General features: G+C 71.8%; 15 protein-coding genes and 1 pseudogene. 4 read left to right on the forward strand and 12 right to left on the reverse strand.

From position 1 onward, the window contains the following. Positions 1 to 104: 104 nt before the first annotated feature. The 11 genes from yajC to pgsA form a co-directional block, all read right to left on the reverse strand. Complete coding sequence (yajC, locus tag ACFXBC_RS30125) at positions 105 to 593, reverse strand: preprotein translocase subunit YajC (protein WP_385031450.1); 489 nt, start codon at positions 591 to 593, stop codon at positions 105 to 107. Between the two features lie 166 nt (positions 594 to 759). Further along, complete coding sequence (ruvB, locus tag ACFXBC_RS30130) at positions 760 to 1,851, reverse strand: Holliday junction branch migration DNA helicase RuvB (RefSeq protein WP_385031453.1); 1,092 nt, start codon at positions 1,849 to 1,851, stop codon at positions 760 to 762. Between the two features lie 14 nt (positions 1,852 to 1,865). Further along, positions 1,866 to 2,486 (reverse strand): Holliday junction branch migration protein RuvA, encoded by a 621-nt coding sequence (gene ruvA, locus ACFXBC_RS30135; RefSeq protein WP_385031456.1) that lies wholly within the window; start codon positions 2,484 to 2,486, stop codon positions 1,866 to 1,868. Continuing rightward, entirely contained in the window at positions 2,483 to 3,016 is a 534-nt protein-coding gene (gene ruvC / locus ACFXBC_RS30140) for a crossover junction endodeoxyribonuclease RuvC (RefSeq protein WP_385031459.1), read from the reverse strand. The genes ruvA and ruvC overlap by 4 nt, the downstream gene beginning before the upstream one ends. A gap of 216 nt (positions 3,017 to 3,232) precedes the next feature. Beyond that, positions 3,233 to 3,985 (reverse strand): YebC/PmpR family DNA-binding transcriptional regulator, encoded by a 753-nt coding sequence (locus tag ACFXBC_RS30145; protein ID WP_385031461.1) that lies wholly within the window; start codon positions 3,983 to 3,985, stop codon positions 3,233 to 3,235. A 62-nt stretch (positions 3,986 to 4,047) separates the two neighbouring features. After that, complete coding sequence (pdxT, locus tag ACFXBC_RS30150) at positions 4,048 to 4,638, reverse strand: pyridoxal 5'-phosphate synthase glutaminase subunit PdxT (protein WP_385031464.1); 591 nt, start codon at positions 4,636 to 4,638, stop codon at positions 4,048 to 4,050. Beyond that, the gene (gene pdxS / locus ACFXBC_RS30155) at positions 4,638 to 5,486 is read right to left on the reverse strand and encodes a pyridoxal 5'-phosphate synthase lyase subunit PdxS (protein WP_385031489.1); all 849 of its coding nucleotides are present in this window, start codon (positions 5,484 to 5,486) and stop codon (positions 4,638 to 4,640) included. The genes pdxT and pdxS overlap by 1 nt, the downstream gene beginning before the upstream one ends. A 302-nt stretch (positions 5,487 to 5,788) precedes the next feature. Further along, a complete protein-coding gene (locus ACFXBC_RS30160) occupies positions 5,789 to 6,346 on the reverse strand; it encodes a hypothetical protein (RefSeq protein ID WP_385031467.1) in 558 nt (185 codons plus the stop codon). A 137-nt stretch (positions 6,347 to 6,483) separates the two neighbouring features. Beyond that, positions 6,484 to 7,644 carry a glycosyltransferase family 4 protein gene (locus ACFXBC_RS30165; protein WP_385031470.1) on the reverse strand — a complete coding sequence of 387 codons (1,161 nt, stop codon included), beginning with the start codon at positions 7,642 to 7,644 and terminating at the stop codon, positions 6,484 to 6,486. Further along, the gene (locus ACFXBC_RS30170; protein WP_385031472.1) at positions 7,641 to 8,543 is read right to left on the reverse strand and encodes a phosphatidylinositol mannoside acyltransferase; all 903 of its coding nucleotides are present in this window, start codon (positions 8,541 to 8,543) and stop codon (positions 7,641 to 7,643) included. Before ACFXBC_RS30170 ends, ACFXBC_RS30165 begins: the two co-directional genes overlap by 4 nt. Continuing rightward, a complete protein-coding gene (gene pgsA / locus ACFXBC_RS30175; RefSeq protein ID WP_385031474.1) occupies positions 8,540 to 9,271 on the reverse strand; it encodes a phosphatidylinositol phosphate synthase in 732 nt (243 codons plus the stop codon). Before pgsA ends, ACFXBC_RS30170 begins: the two co-directional genes overlap by 4 nt. A gap of 272 nt (positions 9,272 to 9,543) precedes the next feature. Between pgsA and ACFXBC_RS30180 the strand changes: the two genes are divergently transcribed. Both ACFXBC_RS30180 and ACFXBC_RS30185 read left to right on the forward strand, forming a co-directional pair. Further along, a complete protein-coding gene (locus tag ACFXBC_RS30180) occupies positions 9,544 to 11,769 on the forward strand; it encodes an elongation factor G-like protein EF-G2 (protein ID WP_385031477.1) in 2,226 nt (741 codons plus the stop codon). A gap of 224 nt (positions 11,770 to 11,993) precedes the next feature. After that, complete coding sequence (locus ACFXBC_RS30185; RefSeq protein ID WP_385031480.1) at positions 11,994 to 13,649, forward strand: hypothetical protein; 1,656 nt, start codon at positions 11,994 to 11,996, stop codon at positions 13,647 to 13,649. A gap of 276 nt (positions 13,650 to 13,925) precedes the next feature. Here ACFXBC_RS30185 and ACFXBC_RS30190 read toward each other — a convergent pair. After that, positions 13,926 to 14,477, reverse strand: a pseudogene (locus ACFXBC_RS30190) (HIT family protein); the annotation flags it as partial. A gap of 67 nt (positions 14,478 to 14,544) precedes the next feature. Between ACFXBC_RS30190 and ACFXBC_RS30195 the strand changes: the two are divergent. Together ACFXBC_RS30195 and ACFXBC_RS30200 are read left to right on the forward strand one after the other, a co-directional pair. Beyond that, a complete protein-coding gene (locus ACFXBC_RS30195) occupies positions 14,545 to 15,210 on the forward strand; it encodes a potassium channel family protein (RefSeq protein WP_385031483.1) in 666 nt (221 codons plus the stop codon). A gap of 89 nt (positions 15,211 to 15,299) precedes the next feature. Continuing rightward, positions 15,300 to 15,956 (forward strand): DUF1990 family protein (locus tag ACFXBC_RS30200; RefSeq protein ID WP_385031486.1); only part of this gene is annotated, 657 nt, incomplete at its 3' end.

Here is a 15,956-nt window from a genome sequence, read left to right on the forward strand (position 1 = left end):
CGGCCAGTGTTCCCGCCACGGCGAAAGAGGCTATGGCCGGCACGTCGAGCGTCCCCGGGGGGCGCAGGGGCCGCGCGCCCCCCCACCGGCGGTCCCCGTCGGTGCTACTTCGCTTCGCCCTCGCCGTCGTTCTTCTTCTCGGACTTGTCGCTCTCGCCGGCCTTGTCGGCCTTGCCTTCGGACGCGGCGGCGGCCTCGTCGGTGTCGTCGGACGCGTCGGCGTCGGTGTCCGGGGTCTCGTGCTTGCCCAGGTCGACCTTGGCGTCGTCGAGCTCGGTCAGCGAGGAGGCGTCGTCGGGAACGATGGCGGTCTCACCGTGGACGATGCGGTTGTACTCGGCGTCGTCGAGGACCGCGCCGATCGCGTTCTTGCCGTAGACGGCGTGGACGCCGGGCGCGATCTCCAGGAGGACCGAGTCTTCGTTGATCTCCTTGACGGTGGCGTACATGCCCCCGATCGTCCGGACGCCGGTGCCGGGCTGCATCTCATTGCGCATCGTCGCAGCCGCCTGCTGCTTCCGCTTGGCGGACCGGGTCATCAGGAACATGGCCCCGATGAGCACGATGAAGGGGAGGAGGGTCACGAGACTCACGGGAGGGAACTTCCTTCGCACGACCGCGCTGGATCGCGGCCTGATCTTCGGGGGCGGGGCATGCCGTCCTGGAAGGGCGGCATCGGCGGAGTCTAAGCGAGTCCGCATCAATGGAACAACGCCCAGCATGGCACCCGGGTTCCGCTCCGGGCATCCCCGCGTCTTCTCACGTCCCGAACAGACCCGCTTGTCCCTTTCCCGGGGCGCCTCCCGCGCCCCCCTGCGGGGGTACGAGTCCCAGATGCGCCCAGGCCGCCGGGGTGGCGACCCGGCCGCGCGGGGTGCGGGCCAGCAGCCCTTCGCGGACCAGGAACGGCTCGGCGACCTCCTCGACCGTCTCACGCTCCTCGCCCACGGCGACGGCCAGGGTGGAGAGCCCCACCGGCCCGCCGCCGAACAGCTTGAGCAGGGCCTGGAGCACCGCCCGGTCCAGCCGGTCGAGCCCGCGGGCGTCAACCTCGTACACCGCGAGCGCCGTACGGGCGATCTCTCTGGTGATCACTCCGTCGGCCTCGACCTGGGCGTAGTCGCGGACCCGGCGCAGCAGCCGGTTGGCGATCCGGGGGGTGCCCCGGGAGCGTCCGGCGATCTCGGCTGCGCCGTCCTCGCCGATCTCGACGTCGAGCAGCCGGGCCGAGCGGTGGACGACGCGCTCCAGCTCGGCCGGTTCGTAGAACTCCATGTGCCCGGTGAAGCCGAAGCGGTCGCGGAGCGGCGGCGGGAGCAGACCCGCCCTGGTGGTGGCGCCGACCAGGGTGAAGGGCGGCAGTTCCAGCGGGATGGCGGTGGCCCCGGGGCCCTTGCCGACGATGACGTCGACCCGGAAGTCCTCCATCGCCATGTAGAGCATCTCCTCGGCCGGCCTGGACATCCGGTGGATCTCGTCGAGGAAGAGGACCTCGCCCTCCTGGAGGGAGGAGAGGATCGCCGCGAGATCTCCGGCGTGCTGGATGGCGGGGCCGGACGTGATCCGGATGGGAGCGCCCATCTCGGCGGCGATGATCATCGAAAGAGTGGTCTTGCCCAGGCCGGGGGCGCCGGAGAGCAGGACGTGGTCGGCGGTGGCGCCGCGCTGCCTGGCGGCCCGCAGGACCAGGTCGAGCTGGAGCCTGACCTTCTCCTGTCCCACGAACTCGTCCAGGCCCTTGGGGCGCAGCGCGGCCTCGACGGCTTGGTCCTCACCGTCGGCGGCGGCTCCCACCAGGCGCTCTTCGGCGCCGGGGGCGGTGTCGTCCCACTCGTTCTGGGGAGGCAGCATGGCGGGTCTCTCGATCAGCGGGCGCGGTTGAGGGTCTGCAGGGCGGCCTTGAGGAGTGCGCCCACGTTCGGCTCGCCGGTGGCCTCGGCCTGCGGGGTGACGGCGGCGACGGCCTCCTCCGCGTCACGCGGCGCGTAGCCGAGGCCGACCAGCGCCGAGTGCAGCTGCTCGCTCCACGGCGCGGGTCCGGATGCGGTGCGCTGCGCTGCGAGGTGGGCGGTGCTGGTGCCGAGCGGGGCTCCGAGCCGGTCCTTGAGTTCGAGGAGGAGCTTCTGGGCGCCCTTCTTGCCGATGCCGGGGACGGCGGTCAGCGCTCTCTCGTCACCGCCGGCCACGGCGATCCGCAGGGCGTCCGGCGAGTGCACCGCGAGCATGGCCTGGGCGAGCCGGGGGCCGACGCCGCTCGCGGTCTGGAGGAGCTCGAAGGTCTGACGTTCGTCGTCGTCGGCGAAGCCGTAGAGCGTGAGGGAGTCCTCCCGCACCACGAGCGAGGTGGCGAGCCTGGCCTGCTGGCCGATGCGCAGCGTGGACAGGGTGTCCGGGGTGCACTGGACCGACATACCGATCCCGCCGACCTCGATGACGGCGGTGGCCGGGGCCAGGGCGGCCACAGGTCCGGAGACGAAGGCGATCATGCGGTACGGCCTTTCAGCGTGCGGTGGGCGGCGACGGCCTGCTGGAGCCTGTTCTGGGCGGGGGCCCGCCAGATGTGGCAGATGGCGAGTGCCAGCGCGTCGGCGGCGTCGGCCGGTCTGGGCGGCGCGTCCAGCCGCAGCAGCCGGGTCACCATCGCCCCGACCTGGTCCTTTTCGGCCCGGCCGCTGCCGGAGACGGCGGCCTTGACCTCGCTGGGGGTGTGCAGCGCGACGGGGATGCCGCGACGGGACGCACAGAGCATCGCGACCGCGCTGGCCTGTGCGGTGCCCATCACCGTGCTGACGTTGTGCTGGCTGAACACCCGCTCCACGGCGACGACTTCGGGCCGGTGCTCGTCCAGCCACTCCTCGATGCCGCGCTCGATGGCGACCAGCCGCGGCCCCAGCTCGGCATCGGCGGGCGTCCGGACGACCCCCACCCCGAGCATGGTCAGCCGGCGGCCCGCCACCCCCTCGACGACGCCGACGCCACAGCGTGTCAGCCCCGGGTCCACGCCGAGTACCCGCACGGTGCCCCCTCCTTCATGCTCCCTCATGCCTGCCGCCATGCCTGCTGCCTGGCTGCTGCCTGGCTGCTGCCTGCCGAACAAACAGCGCCGTTCGACCATGTGTTCCTGCGTTGTCGCAGGCTATCGGGTGGCACCGACAACAGAGGGAACACGTACGGGCCGACGGGGGTGTGTCCCCGGCGGCCCGTCCGTACGTACCGTGGTGCTGAACGCCCGTCAGGCGTCGATCTTCTCCATGACCTCGTCCGAGACATCGAAGTTGGCGAAGACGTTCTGCACGTCGTCGCTGTCCTCCAGCGCGTCGATCAGCTTGAAGATCTTGCGGGCGCCCTCTTCCTCCAGCTCGACCTGCATGGTCGGCATGAAGTTGGCCTCGGCCGAGTCGTAGTCGATGCCCGCCTCCTGGAGCGCGGTGCGGACCGCGACCATGTCGGTGGCCTCGGAGAGCACCTCGAAGGCCTCGCCCAGGTCGTTGACCTCCTCGGCTCCGGCGTCGAGCACCGCCCCCAGGACGTCGTCCTCGGTGAGCCCGGCCTTGGGGACGACCACGACGCCCTTGCGGTTGAACAGGTACGACACGGAGCCCGGGTCGGCCATGCTGCCGCCGTTGCGGGTCATCGCGACGCGCACGTCCGACGCGGCGCGGTTGCGGTTGTCCGTGAGGCACTCGATGAGCACCGCGACGCCGTTCGGTCCGTAGCCCTCGTACATGATCGTCTCGTAGTCGGCGCCACCGGCTTCGAGACCGGCGCCGCGCTTGACCGCGGAGTCGATGTTCTTGTTCGGCACCGAGCTCTTCTTGGCCTTCTGGATGGCGTCGAAGAGGGTCGGATTGCCGGACACGTCGGCGCCGCCCGTGCGGGCCGCGACCTCGATGTTCTTGATCATCTTCGCGAAGAGCTTGCCGCGCTTGGCGTCAACCACGGCCTTCTTGTGCTTCGTCGTAGCCCATTTAGAGTGGCCGGACATCTGCCTGTCTCCTTCGCGTAACCATTTCCTGGACGAACGCCAGAGATCCTACCGGGCGCCGGTCACCCGGCGTCCCGCACCATGTCCGCGAAGTACCGGTGCAGCCGGTGGTCGCCGGTCAGCTCCGGGTGGAACGACGTGGCCAGGACGCGGCCCTGGCGCACCGCGACGATATGGCCGCCGTGCTCCGCGAGCACCTGGACCCCGGCGCCCACCGACTCGACCCAGGGGGCCCGGATGAAGACGCCGTCGACGGGCCCGCCCGGGATCTCGGGGATCTCGACGGCCGCCTCGAAGGACTCGTTCTGGCGTCCGAAGGCGTTGCGCCGGACGATCATCTCGATCCCGCCGAAGGTCTCCTGGCCCGAGCGCGGGTCGAGGATCTTGTCGGCGAGCATGATCATCCCGGCGCAGGTCCCGTACACCGGCAGCCCGGCCGCGATCCGCTCGCGCAGCGGCTCCACCATGCCGAACAGGGCGGCCAGCTTGGACATGGTGGTGGACTCGCCGCCCGGGACGACCAGGCCGTCGACCGCGTCGAGCTCATCGGGGCGCCGGACCTGGGTGCCCCGGGCGCCCGCTGCGGCGATCGCGGCCAGGTGCTCCCGTACATCGCCCTGGAGAGCGAGGACACCGATGACGGGAACGTCCATCACCAGCCCCGGTTCGCGTAACGCTCGGTCTCGGGCAGGGTGTCGCAGTTGATGCCGACCATGGCCTCGCCCAGGTTGCGCGAGGCGTCGGCGATGACCTTCGGGTCGTCGAAGAAGGTGGTGGCCCTGACGATGGCGGCGGCCCGCTTGGCCGGGTCACCGGACTTGAAGATGCCGGAGCCGACGAAGACGCCCTCGGCGCCGAGCTGACGCATCAGCGCCGCGTCGGCCGGGGTGGCGACGCCGCCCGCCGAGAAGAGCACGACGGGCAGCCTGCCGAGCCCGGCGACCTCCTTGACCAGCTCGTACGGGGCGCGCAGGTCCTTGGCCGCCGCGTACAGCTCGTTGTTGTCGTAGCCGCGCAGCCGGGCGATCTCGTTCTTGATCTGGCGCAGGTGACGGACGGCCTCGACGACGTTGCCGGTGCCGGCCTCGCCCTTGGAGCGGATCATGGCCGCGCCCTCGGCGATCCGGCGCAGGGCCTCGCCCAGGTTGGTGGCACCGCAGACGAACGGCGTCGTGAAGGCGAACTTGTCGCTGTGGTTGACCTCGTCGGCCGGGGTCAGCACCTCGGACTCGTCGATGTAGTCGACGCCGAGCGACTGCAGCACCTGGGCCTCGACGAAGTGGCCGATGCGCGACTTGGCCATGACCGGGATGGAGACGGCCGAGATGATCTCCTCGATCATGTTCGGGTCGGACATCCGGGCCACTCCGCCGTCCTTGCGGATGTCGGCGGGAACCCGCTCCAGGGCCATGACGGCCACGGCGCCGGCGTCCTCGGCGATCTTCGCCTGCTCGGCGTCGACCACGTCCATGATCACGCCGCCCTTGAGCTGCTCGGCCATACCGCGCTTGACGCGCGCGGTGCCGGTCGCCGGGGTCTCGGCGGGGGAAGTGGTGGAGTGCGTACTGCTGGACACGGGCTACCTCACTCGGGGAAGAGAGTTCTTGCTCCAGTGAGGTAACCCCTGGGGACCAGTCCACTGCAAGGGCCAATGAGCAGCCGGTGGATCGTTCCACAAGAACGTTCAGTGAAAAGTACGCGCCATGAGGAGTACGTGCCGTGGACCGGACTGTCCGGAAGCCTGCTGCCGTGCCACACCGCGCCCGGCCGTCCGCCCGCCGGCCGCGCCGGCGACGCCGCGCGTCAGTACGCCTGGCTGCCCGGCCGGTCGGCCAGCGCCGCCGGGGGCTCGTCGTCCATCTCGAAGGCCAGCGGGAACGGCGCGTGCCCCGCGAGCCGGAACCAGCGGACTTTACGGTGGGTGCGCAGGGCCCGGGCGGCCCGCACCGCGTCGTTGTGGAAGCGCCTGGCCATCGGCACCCGCCGGACGGCGGCGGCCAGCTCATCGGCCGCCTCTTCACCGCCGGGCGCCGACCGTACGGCCCCGACCTGCGCCGTCTCACCGAAGACGGCCCGCAGCGCCTGGCTGAGTTCACTCTCGGCCACCTCGCGGTGCTCCTCCTCGGACTGCCGGGCCGCGTGCGCCGCCTCGTAGAGGACGATCGAGGCCGCGGGGTCGAGCACCCCGGACGTGGCCAGCTCCTGGGCCACCGACGCGCGGCGCAGCAGCTGTGCGTCGAGGGCTGCGCGCGCGGCGTCGATCCGTGCGTGCAGCCGGTCGAGCCGCCCGGCGGTCCAGCTCAGGTACAGACCGACAGCGACGAACGCGAGGACGATCCAGATGATCAGGGATACGGTCACGGGCCGAAAGGCTACCGGTCCGCCGCACCCGGACGCCCGCCCCGGCGGAGGCGGCGGGAGCTCAGCCGGATCCCACGGCATCGCACGACGCCGACCGAACCTGACGGCCCGTCAGGTGCGTCCGGGCCCGGCCCCCGTCAGTCCCTGGCGAGGCCGAACCGGGCGCGCAGGCCGACCCGTTCGTCGGTGTCGACCGACGCGGCGCCGTCGGTCACCGTCTCGTACACCGCCAGGATGTCCGCCCCGACCGTCGACCAGTCGAAGCGCCGCACATGTGCGCTGCCCCGCCGGCGCAGCCCCTCCCGGCGCTCGCGGTCGCCCAGCAGCCGCACGGCGGACGCGGCCAGCGCGTCCGCGTCCTCGTTGGCGAAGAGTTCGCCCGCGGCGCCCTGGTCCAGGACCTGGGCGAACGCGTCCAGGTCGCTCGCGAGCACCGGGGCACCCGCCGACATCGCCTCGACGAGGATGATCCCGAAGCTCTCGCCACCGGTGTTGGGCGCGACATAGACATCGACGCTGCGCAGCAGCCGGGCCTTGTCCTCGTCACTGACCATGCCGAGGAACTCGACCCGCCGCCTCATCTCCTCGGGCAGCGAGGCGACCGCCTCCTTCTCGTCACCCCGCCCGGCGACCAGCAGCCGGGTGTCCGGGCACTCGGCGAGGATCTTCGGCAGCGCCCGCATCAGCACGGGCAGCCCCTTGCGCGGCTCGTCGATCCGCCCGATGAAACCGATGGTCGCTCCCTGCCACTCGGCCTTGGGCTCGGCCCGCTCGAAGAACCCGACGTCGACGCCGTTGGGGATGACGACCGCGTCGCCCCCCAGATGCTCGACCAGGGTCCTGCGCGCGTACTCGCTCACGGCGATCCGGGCCGAGATCTTCTCCAGCGCGGGCTGCAGGATCGGATACGCGGCGATCATCGCCCGGGAGCGCGGGTTGGAGGTGTGGAAGGTCGCCACGATCGGCCCCTGCGCGGCCCAGCAGGTGAGCAGCCCCAGCGAGGGCGAGGTGGGCTCATGGATGTGGATCACGTCGAAGGTGCCGTCGTGCAGCCAGCGCCGCACCCGGGCCGCGGACAGGAAGCCGAAGTTGAGCCGGGCGACCGAGCCGTTGTACGGGACGGGGACGGCCCGGCCCGCGGAGACCACGTACGGCGGCAGCGGGGTCTCGTCGTCGGAGGGGGCCAGTACGGACACCTGGTGGCCCAGGCCGTTCAGGTGTTCCGCGAGGTCCCTGATGTGGAACTGGACACCGCCGGGGACGTCCCAGGAGTACGGACAGACAATGCCGATCTTCACGAGGGCTCCTGACGGGGCTCCAGGTCGGCGAGCCAGAGGCGCTGGAGCATGTGCCAGTCCTCGGGGTGCTCGGCGATTCCGGTGGCGAAGGCGTCGGCGAGCGCCTGCGCCATCACCGAGGTCTTCTCGGCACGCGTGCCCGCGGCGGGTACGTCGACGGGCGGGTGGACACGGCCGCGCATGACGGGTGAACCGTCGTACCAGAGGGTGACCGGGAGCAGCAGCGCCCCGGTCTGCTGGGCGAGCAGGGCGGGGCCCGCGGGCATCCGGGTCGCCTCGCCGAAGAACCGGACCTCGACGCCCGACGCGGAGAGGTCGCGGTCGGCGACCAGGCAGACCAGACCACCGTCCCGCAGCCGCCTGGCCAGCGTGCCGAAGGCGGAGCCGCCGGTGTGCGGCAGGACCTCCATGCCCAGGCCCTCGCGGTAGGCGACGAACCGGTCGTAGAGGGTCTCCGGCTTGAGCCGCTCGGCGACCGTGGTGAAGGGCACCCCCAACTTGGTGGTGACCCAGGCGCCCGCGAGGTCGTAGTTGCCCATGTGCGGCAGGGCGAGTATCACGCCCTTGCCCGCGGCGAGCCCGTCCGTCAGATGGTGCAGGCCCTCGGGGTCGAAGCCGCCGCGGATCCGGCCGGGGCTCCAGGCGGGCAGCCGGAAGGACTCCATCCAGTACCGCATGTACGACCGCATCCCGGCCCGGGACAGCTCGGCGAGCCGGGCAGGACCGGCTTCCGGCACCACCCGGGCCAGATTGGACTCAAGCCGCAGCACACTCTTGCCGCGCCGCCTCCAGACCGTGTCCGCGATCCGCCGGCCGAGCCCGGTGGCGACCGGTTCCGGCAGCTTCTTGACCGCGCCCCAGCCGAGTCCGTACAGGGCGTCCGTCAGCCGCTCCCTCATACCGCCCCGCTGCCGTGCGCGGAGGCTTCGGCGGCGGCCGCCGCGTCGGCCTCGGCGGACTCCCTGCGTACGGTCACGACCCGCTGCACCAGGGTGATCAGGCTGCCCACCGCCACGATCCACAGCGCGATCGGCAGCAGGATCTGGATCCCGGGCACCCCGAACTTGTGCAGCCCCGCGAAACCGGCGGCGACGAGCGAGATGACCAGTCGCTCGGCCCGCTCGATCAGCCCGTTCACCGCGACCGGCAGACCGATCGACTCACCGCGGGCCTTGGTGTAGGAGACCACCTGGCCGCTGGCGAGACAGAAGAGGGTGACCGCGCACATCAGGTTGTTGTCGCCGGTGCCCGCGTACCAGAGGGCGAGGCCGGAGAAGATCGCCCCGTCCGCGACACGGTCGAGAGTCGAGTCGAGGAAGGCCCCCCAGCGGCTCGAAACCCCGGCCTGGCGCGCCATGTTGCCGTCGACCAGGTCGGAGAAGACGAAGAGCGTGATGACGACCGTGCCCCAGAAGAACTCTCCCCTGGGGAAGAAGACCAGCGCACCCGCCATCACCCCGGCCGTACCGGTCAGCGTCACCGCGTCGGGACTGACGCCGATCCGGAGCAGAAATGAGGCGAACGGCGTGAGGACACGCGTAAAGAATGCACGCGCGTACTTGTTCAGCATGGCCTTCCCGGGGGGTCGGTGGGCCGCGCGGCCCCGCTGGCCACCCGGCGGGCCCATCGTAGCCAGGACCGCGGACCTCCACCGCCGGGCCCTGTCCCGCCGGGTGGCAGAGCGGTCGCAGGGCCACCGCGGAGCGGCTGCGGGACAGCAGCGCGAGCAGCCGCGGGACCGCTCGGGGAGGCTGCGGTGCCGTACGTATGGACGAGCCGCGATCCGGGTGGAAAGCTCGAATGACCGCGGGCGTCACCGGTGCCGCCACGCTCCCTGGCCCTGGGTCCGCCCCCCGTTCCTCACCGTGCAACGTCCCTCATCACCCGGGAGGCACACTCATGGGCGACAAGGCGAGTACCCGTCCCGGAGCCGCCGGCAGAGTGGCGGCGGCCGCCCGGCCCGGTTCCGTACGGAACGTGGTCCTGGTCGGCCACAGCGGATCCGGCAAGACCACGCTGGTCGAGGCCCTGGCGCTGACCGCAGGAGCCGTCAGCAGGGCAGGCCGGGTGGAGGACGGCCAGACCGTATCGGACTACGACGAGATCGAACAGCGCAGACAGCGCTCGGTGCAGCTCTCGCTCGTCCCGGTCGAATGGGACGGCATCAAGATCAATCTGCTGGACACCCCCGGCTACGCCGATTTCGTCGGCGAGCTGCGGGCCGGCCTGCGGGCGGCCGACGCGGCCCTGTTCGTCGTATCCGCCGCCCAGGACGCGGACAGCGTGGACGGCGCGACGCGTGCGGTCTGGGAGGAGTGCGCGGCCGTCGGGATGCCGCGGGCCATCGTGGTCACCCATCTGGACACGGCCCGCACCGGATACGCGGAGCTGACAAAGCTCTGCGGGCGGATCTTCGGCGGCGACGACCCCGACGCGGTGCTCCCCCTGTACCTGCCGCTGTACGGTCCCCCGGGCCCGGACGGACACGCCCCGGTGACGGGCCTCGCCGGGCTGCTCACCCAGCGGCTGTCCGGCTACGCGTCGGGAGAGCGTACGGAGAGCGCGCCCGGGGCGGCCGAGCTGCCGCCGATGGAGGAGGCCCGCAACCGGCTGATCGAGGGGATCATCGCGGAGAGCGAGGACGAGACCCTCATGGACCGCTATCTGGGCGGCGAGGAGATCGACGTCGGGACGGTCGTCGCGGATCTGGAGCGTGCGGTCGCGCGTGGGGTCTTCCACCCGGTGCTCGCCGCCGCGCCGGCGCCGCCCGGCGGACGGCAGGGGCTCGGCACGGTCGAGCTGCTCGAACTGATCACCCGTGGCTTCCCCGCTCCCCCGGAGCGGGAGGCCCCGGCGGTCACCACCCCGGAGGGCGCCCCGCACGCGGCGGCCGGCTGCGACCCGGGCGGGCCGCTGGTCGCCGAGGTGATCAAGACGGCGTCCGACCCCTATGTGGGACGGCTCTCGCTGGTACGGGTGTTCTCCGGGACCCTGCGGCCCGACGAGACGGTGCATGTGTCCGGCCACAGCCAGGCGGGCCACGGCCGGGCGGACCTCGACGGCGGCACCGACCGGGACACGGACGAGAGGACCGGGGCGCTCTCGGTCCCCTTCGGCCGGCGGCAGAGCCCGCTGAGCGAGTGCCCCGCCGGGGACATCGCCTGTGTCGCGGGTCTGAGCGGGGCGGAGACCGGCGACACGCTCTCCGACAGGGACGAGCCGCTGCTGATGGAGGCGTGGACCCTGCCGGAGCCGCTGCTTCCGCTCGCCGTCACCGCTCATGGCAAGGCGGACGAGGACAAGCTCTCGCAGGGTCTGACCCGGCTGGTCACCGAGGATCCGACCATGCGGCTGGAACAGAACCCGGACACCCACCAGCTGGTCCTGTGGTGTCTCGGCGAGGCACAGCGGGACATCGCACTGGAGCGGCTGCAGAGCAGATACGGGGTACGGGTGGACGCCGAGCCGTACCGGGTGGCGCTGCGCGAGACGTTCGGCGGGCCCGCCGACGGGCGTGGCAGGCATGTCAAACAGTCCGGCGGGCACGGCCAGTTCGCGATCTGCGCCATCGAGGTGGAACCGCTGCCGTCCGGTTCGGGGATCGAGTTCGTCGACCGGGTCGTGGGCGGTTCGGTGCCGCGGCAGTTTATCCCGTCCGTCGAGAAGGGCGTACGCGCGCAGGCGGCCCGGGGGGTCGCATCCGGCCATCCGCTCACCGATGTCCGTATCACTCTCCGGGACGGCAAGGCCCACTCCGTGGACTCCTCGGACGCGGCGTTCCAGACGGCCGGCGCGCTGGCCCTGCGGGAAGCGGCGGACCGGGCCCCGATCAGTCTCCTCGAACCCGTGATCTCCGTCCGGGTCCAGGTCCCCGACGACTTCGTGGGTCCGGTGATGAGCGATCTGTCCGGGCGGCGCGGCCGGGTGGTGGGGACCGAGCAGACACTGCCGGGCCGCACCCTGGTGCGGGCCGAGGTGCCGGAGATCGAGATCGGGCGGTACGCCGTGGATCTGCGGTCGCTGTCGCACGGCACCGGGCACTTCAGCCGCTCGTATGTACGTCATGAACCGATGCCTCCGCAGGTGGCCGACCGGGTGCGCGAAGGGGCGTACAACGCCGCGTAGTCCGCCCCCTGTTGACCGTCGCACGCCCCCGGGAACCGGCCGGGCGGGGTCGTGCGCCGGACAGCCTTCCGTCGCCCCGTGACGCGCGGGGAGCACCACGGATACGCTGAGGTCACGGTCCTCACGGAAGGCGCGGGGCGGCCCGGGCCGTGCACAGCAGGTGTGCGGGGCACGGTAGTTGGGAACAGCCGCAGCAGCGGTTGGGTGCGGCGATGGGGGCAGTGGTGGCGAACGACGGATTCGACTTCATTCCGGGGGCACAGGTCCCGCTCCAGGGGGCGGCGGGCCAGACCGCGGCGACCCACGCCCTCGCGTCGGCGGCCTACCGGGACAGTCCGGTCGACGAGATACTCAAAGCCAACAGCGAATGGCACAAGACAGCGGTGCAGAAGGGCAAGTTCTCGCTCTTCGAGCCGAATCTGGGAGAGTCCTTCTCCCGCGCCGTCCAGGTGCGGATGCTCGGGGGCACCCGGAAGGCGCTCATCCAGTCCTTCGGAACCGAGCCGCAGACAGTCGTCGAACACTGTCTGGCGGCGACCCGCATCCGTAAGGAGCGCGACACCCGGCTGACCATCGTGATGGCCGTCTTCGGGCTGGTGTTCCTGCCCGGCCTGCTGATCTGGCTCGGCGTCTTCCAGCTGCGGCGCACCCTGTCGGGGTCCCGGAACCGCAGCATGGGGGCCCTGGGCACCGCACTTCTGGTGGCCGTGGGCGGACTCGCGGTGCTCTTCCTCGTCAAGCTGCCGTTCGGCGGTATCGGGGCGCTGTATCTGCGGGCGATGCTGGTCGCGCCGGTCATCGGCTGGGTGTGGGCCAAGCGGATCTGCGAGAAGACCGCCGTGGATCTGCGGTCCCGCTGGGACGGACTGCTGTCCGGCGGCGGTATCGGCCCGAAGATCCCCGAGGCCGTCCCGCGCAACCCCTCCGAGACGGCGGCCGAGCAGCTGCGCCAGTCCCTGGCCAAGCTGACCGCCGAGCAGCAGTCCAACTCGGTGTTCTACGCGGGCCCCAAGGGGATACTCGGCATGGGCACCCGATGGGGCAGCTGGCAGTTGGCCGAGGAGCTGGTGCCCCGCGAGGCGGGCACCGAGATCCACGGCTTCCGCAGCTGGGACGTGATCCGGGCGATCCATGACCGGCTGCGGATGCTGGAGCGCGGCCCGCTGCACACCGGGGGCTTCCCCACCCCGTCCGTGAAGCACTGGATCGTGGCGCCGGTCGGTGAGAACGCGGCCGAGGTGAGCCGGCCCGACGGCGAGGACGTCGAAGCCTTCCAGATCAAGGGCCACGAGATACAGCGGATCTGCAACGAGCAGCAGTTCGGCAGCGGCAACCGCCACTATCTGGGCGTGCAGTTCACCCTCTGGGACGGCCAGTTGGTGATCACCATGATGATCACGGTGACGGTGCTCCACGAGACGCTGCGGATCGAGGTCACCGGCCATGCGCTCGGCCCGGTGCACTCACTCTTCACCACCAAGCCGGCGGCCAAGACCAAGCAGGTCAACAAGGCGGTGAAGTTCTGGGAGACGCGGGAGGTGAACCTGCCGCTGGTGGAGACCCCGGAGGTGGTGCGGCTGGCCGCCCGGGCGCCGCTGACCTGGTTCCCGCCCGTCCTCGACTTCTGCGGTGGGAAGATCACCCTCCCCGAGCCGTTCGGGATGCGGCACGCCTGGGCCGACAAGCCCTGGCGGCACCGCTTCATGGCGGACGACGCGATGCGGGCGGCCACCCCGGTCCTGCGCGCCGTGCACGCGGCGGCGATGCGGGTGCTCGACGAACACGGTGTGAACACCGACAACTTCACCAACCGCTCGAACGTCCTTAGCGGGCTGGTACAGGACGCGGCCCCGCGCAAGGCCGACGTCTACGACGCGTGACACCCCGGAAACACCGCTAGGGCCCCGGAGCCACGGCATCACGGAGGACAGCACAGGTCCGGGGGCGCGCGCCCCCCCCCGCCGCCCGCGGGCGCCCACGCGGACCCGGCGGCGCGCGCCCGGCGCCGCCGCCCCCCCCCACCCCGCCCCCGCGGGCGCGCCCGCGCCCGGGGCCCCGCCGCGCCCGCGCCCCCCCCCCCCGCCCGCCCCCCCCCCCCCCTTCTCCCTCTCGTACGCCCGGCTACGTCCCCGTACCGGCGCGGCCCCCACACACGCGGGCCAGGCCGCGGCCAGCATCGCCCGGGTGTCGGCCAGCAGCTGCGGAAGCACCTTGGTGTGCCCGACGACCGGCATGAAGTTGGTGTCACCACCCCAGCGCGGCACCACGTGCTGGTGCAGATGGGCGGCGATACCGGCACCCGCCGACGCCCCCTGGTTCATACCGATGTTGAAGCCGTGCGCACCGGACGCCGTCCGCAGCGCGGTCATCGCCCGCTTGGTCAGCTCGGCCAGCTCAGCCGTCTCGTCGGCGTCCAGCTCCGTGTAGTCGGCGACATGGCGGAACGGCACGACCATGAGGTGCCCGCCGTTGTACGGGTAGAGGTTGAGCACCGCGTACACATGCCGGCCGCGCTTCACGACAAGGCCGTCCTCGTCGGACTTCGACGGGATCGAGCAGAACGGACAGTCGTCCCCCGAGCCCGGCCCGCTCGGCTTGTTCTCCCCCTGGATGTACGCCATCCGGTGGGGGGTCCACAGGCGCTGGAACGCGTCCTGCGTCCCCACTCCGATCTGCTGCTCCGGCTCACTCGTCATGCTGTGCAGCATATGACTTCCCCCGTTCGCGACGTGTCGCCGGGGCGCGGGCGGCAGCCGTCGCGGAGATGCTGGCCCGATGGACGCCCTGGACCCCGCAGAACGCCTGAGCCGGTGGGAAGACCGCACGGAGATCCCGCTCTTCGTGGCCGCGCTGCTCTTCCTGACGAGCTACGCGGTACGGGTGCTCGCGCAGGGCGCCGATCCCGTACTGCGGGGCACCGCGCTCGGGGTGGCCCTGGCGGTCTGGCTGCTCTTCGTACTGGACTACGCGGTACGGATCAGGATCAGCGGCGAGGGGGTGCGCTTCCCGCTCAGACACCGGATGGACACCCTGGCGGTGGTCCTCCCGGTGCTGCGGCTGCTGCGGATGGTGCACCTCTACAACGCGATCCAGCAGCGGCGGGAGGGCCCCCGGCTGAGCCTCTACGCCCGGGTGATCGCGTACGCGGGGCTCTCGGCCCTGCTGCTCGCCCTGGCCGGGGCTCTCGCCGTCTACAGCTGCGAGCACAAGGCACCGGGCGCCACCATCCGCACCTTCGGCGACGCCCTGTGGTGGGCCGCCGCCACCCTGTCGACGGTCGGCTACGGCGATGTGGTCCCCGTGACGCTGCTGGGACGGCTGGTGGCGGTGGCCATGATGGCGTGCGGCCTCGCCCTGCTGGGCGCGGTGACCGGGTCCTTCTCGTCGTGGCTGCTGCAGAGCTTCCGGCGGGACGACGAGGCGAGGCCCCCGCAGCCCTAGGAACAGGGGCCGGCGGCCACCGCCGGAATGGAGTCAGCTCCTGGGCGGAACGATGACGCACAGGTGGCGAGGGCCCGTACGGTGGGGCGGTGGACGGATTCACCTATACACAGACAGGCGCGAGCCGCGACGGCCGCTGCCCCCAGGGCTTCCGGGCATTGCGGGTGAGTACCCGGCTGGGCACGGACGAAGACATCGTCCGGAGGGCCGGCGCATTCATGCTGAGCTGGCAGATGCACCGGGCGGTAGGCGTGTCCATCGAGTCGCGATCCCCAACAGCGTTCGCGGGTACGGACGTTGTCGTGGGCCTCGGTGTGGGTTCCTGGCGGCTTCGGGCGCCGTGCCGCGTGGTGTGGACGGTGCAGGACGCCCAGTGGACGGGGTTCGGATACGGCACCCTGCCCGGGCATCCCGAGTGCGGTGAAGAAGCGTTCGTTGTCGAGCGGCTGGCCGATGGCGTCACCTGGCTGACCGTCTCTGCCTTCAGTCGCCCCGCCGCCTGGTGGACCCGCGCGGCCGGACCCCTGGTTCCGGCCTTTCAGCGCGGGTACGCGCGTCGGTGCGGGCGGGTGCTGCGGCAACTGGTCGCGCAGCATGGAGCGAACGCCGATGTCGAGGCCCATGGATGTCCGCAACCCGCGGGCCGACCGGATCTTCGAGCCGGCGACAGGGTCTCCGCGAGACTCCCCGGGCCGCACGAGGCGAGGCCCCCCCCGCGCGCGGGGGGGGGGGGGGGGGTGGTGGGG

This window comes from Streptomyces sp. NPDC059398 (assembly GCF_042751845.1).
GTDB lineage: Bacteria > Actinomycetota > Actinomycetes > Streptomycetales > Streptomycetaceae > Streptomyces.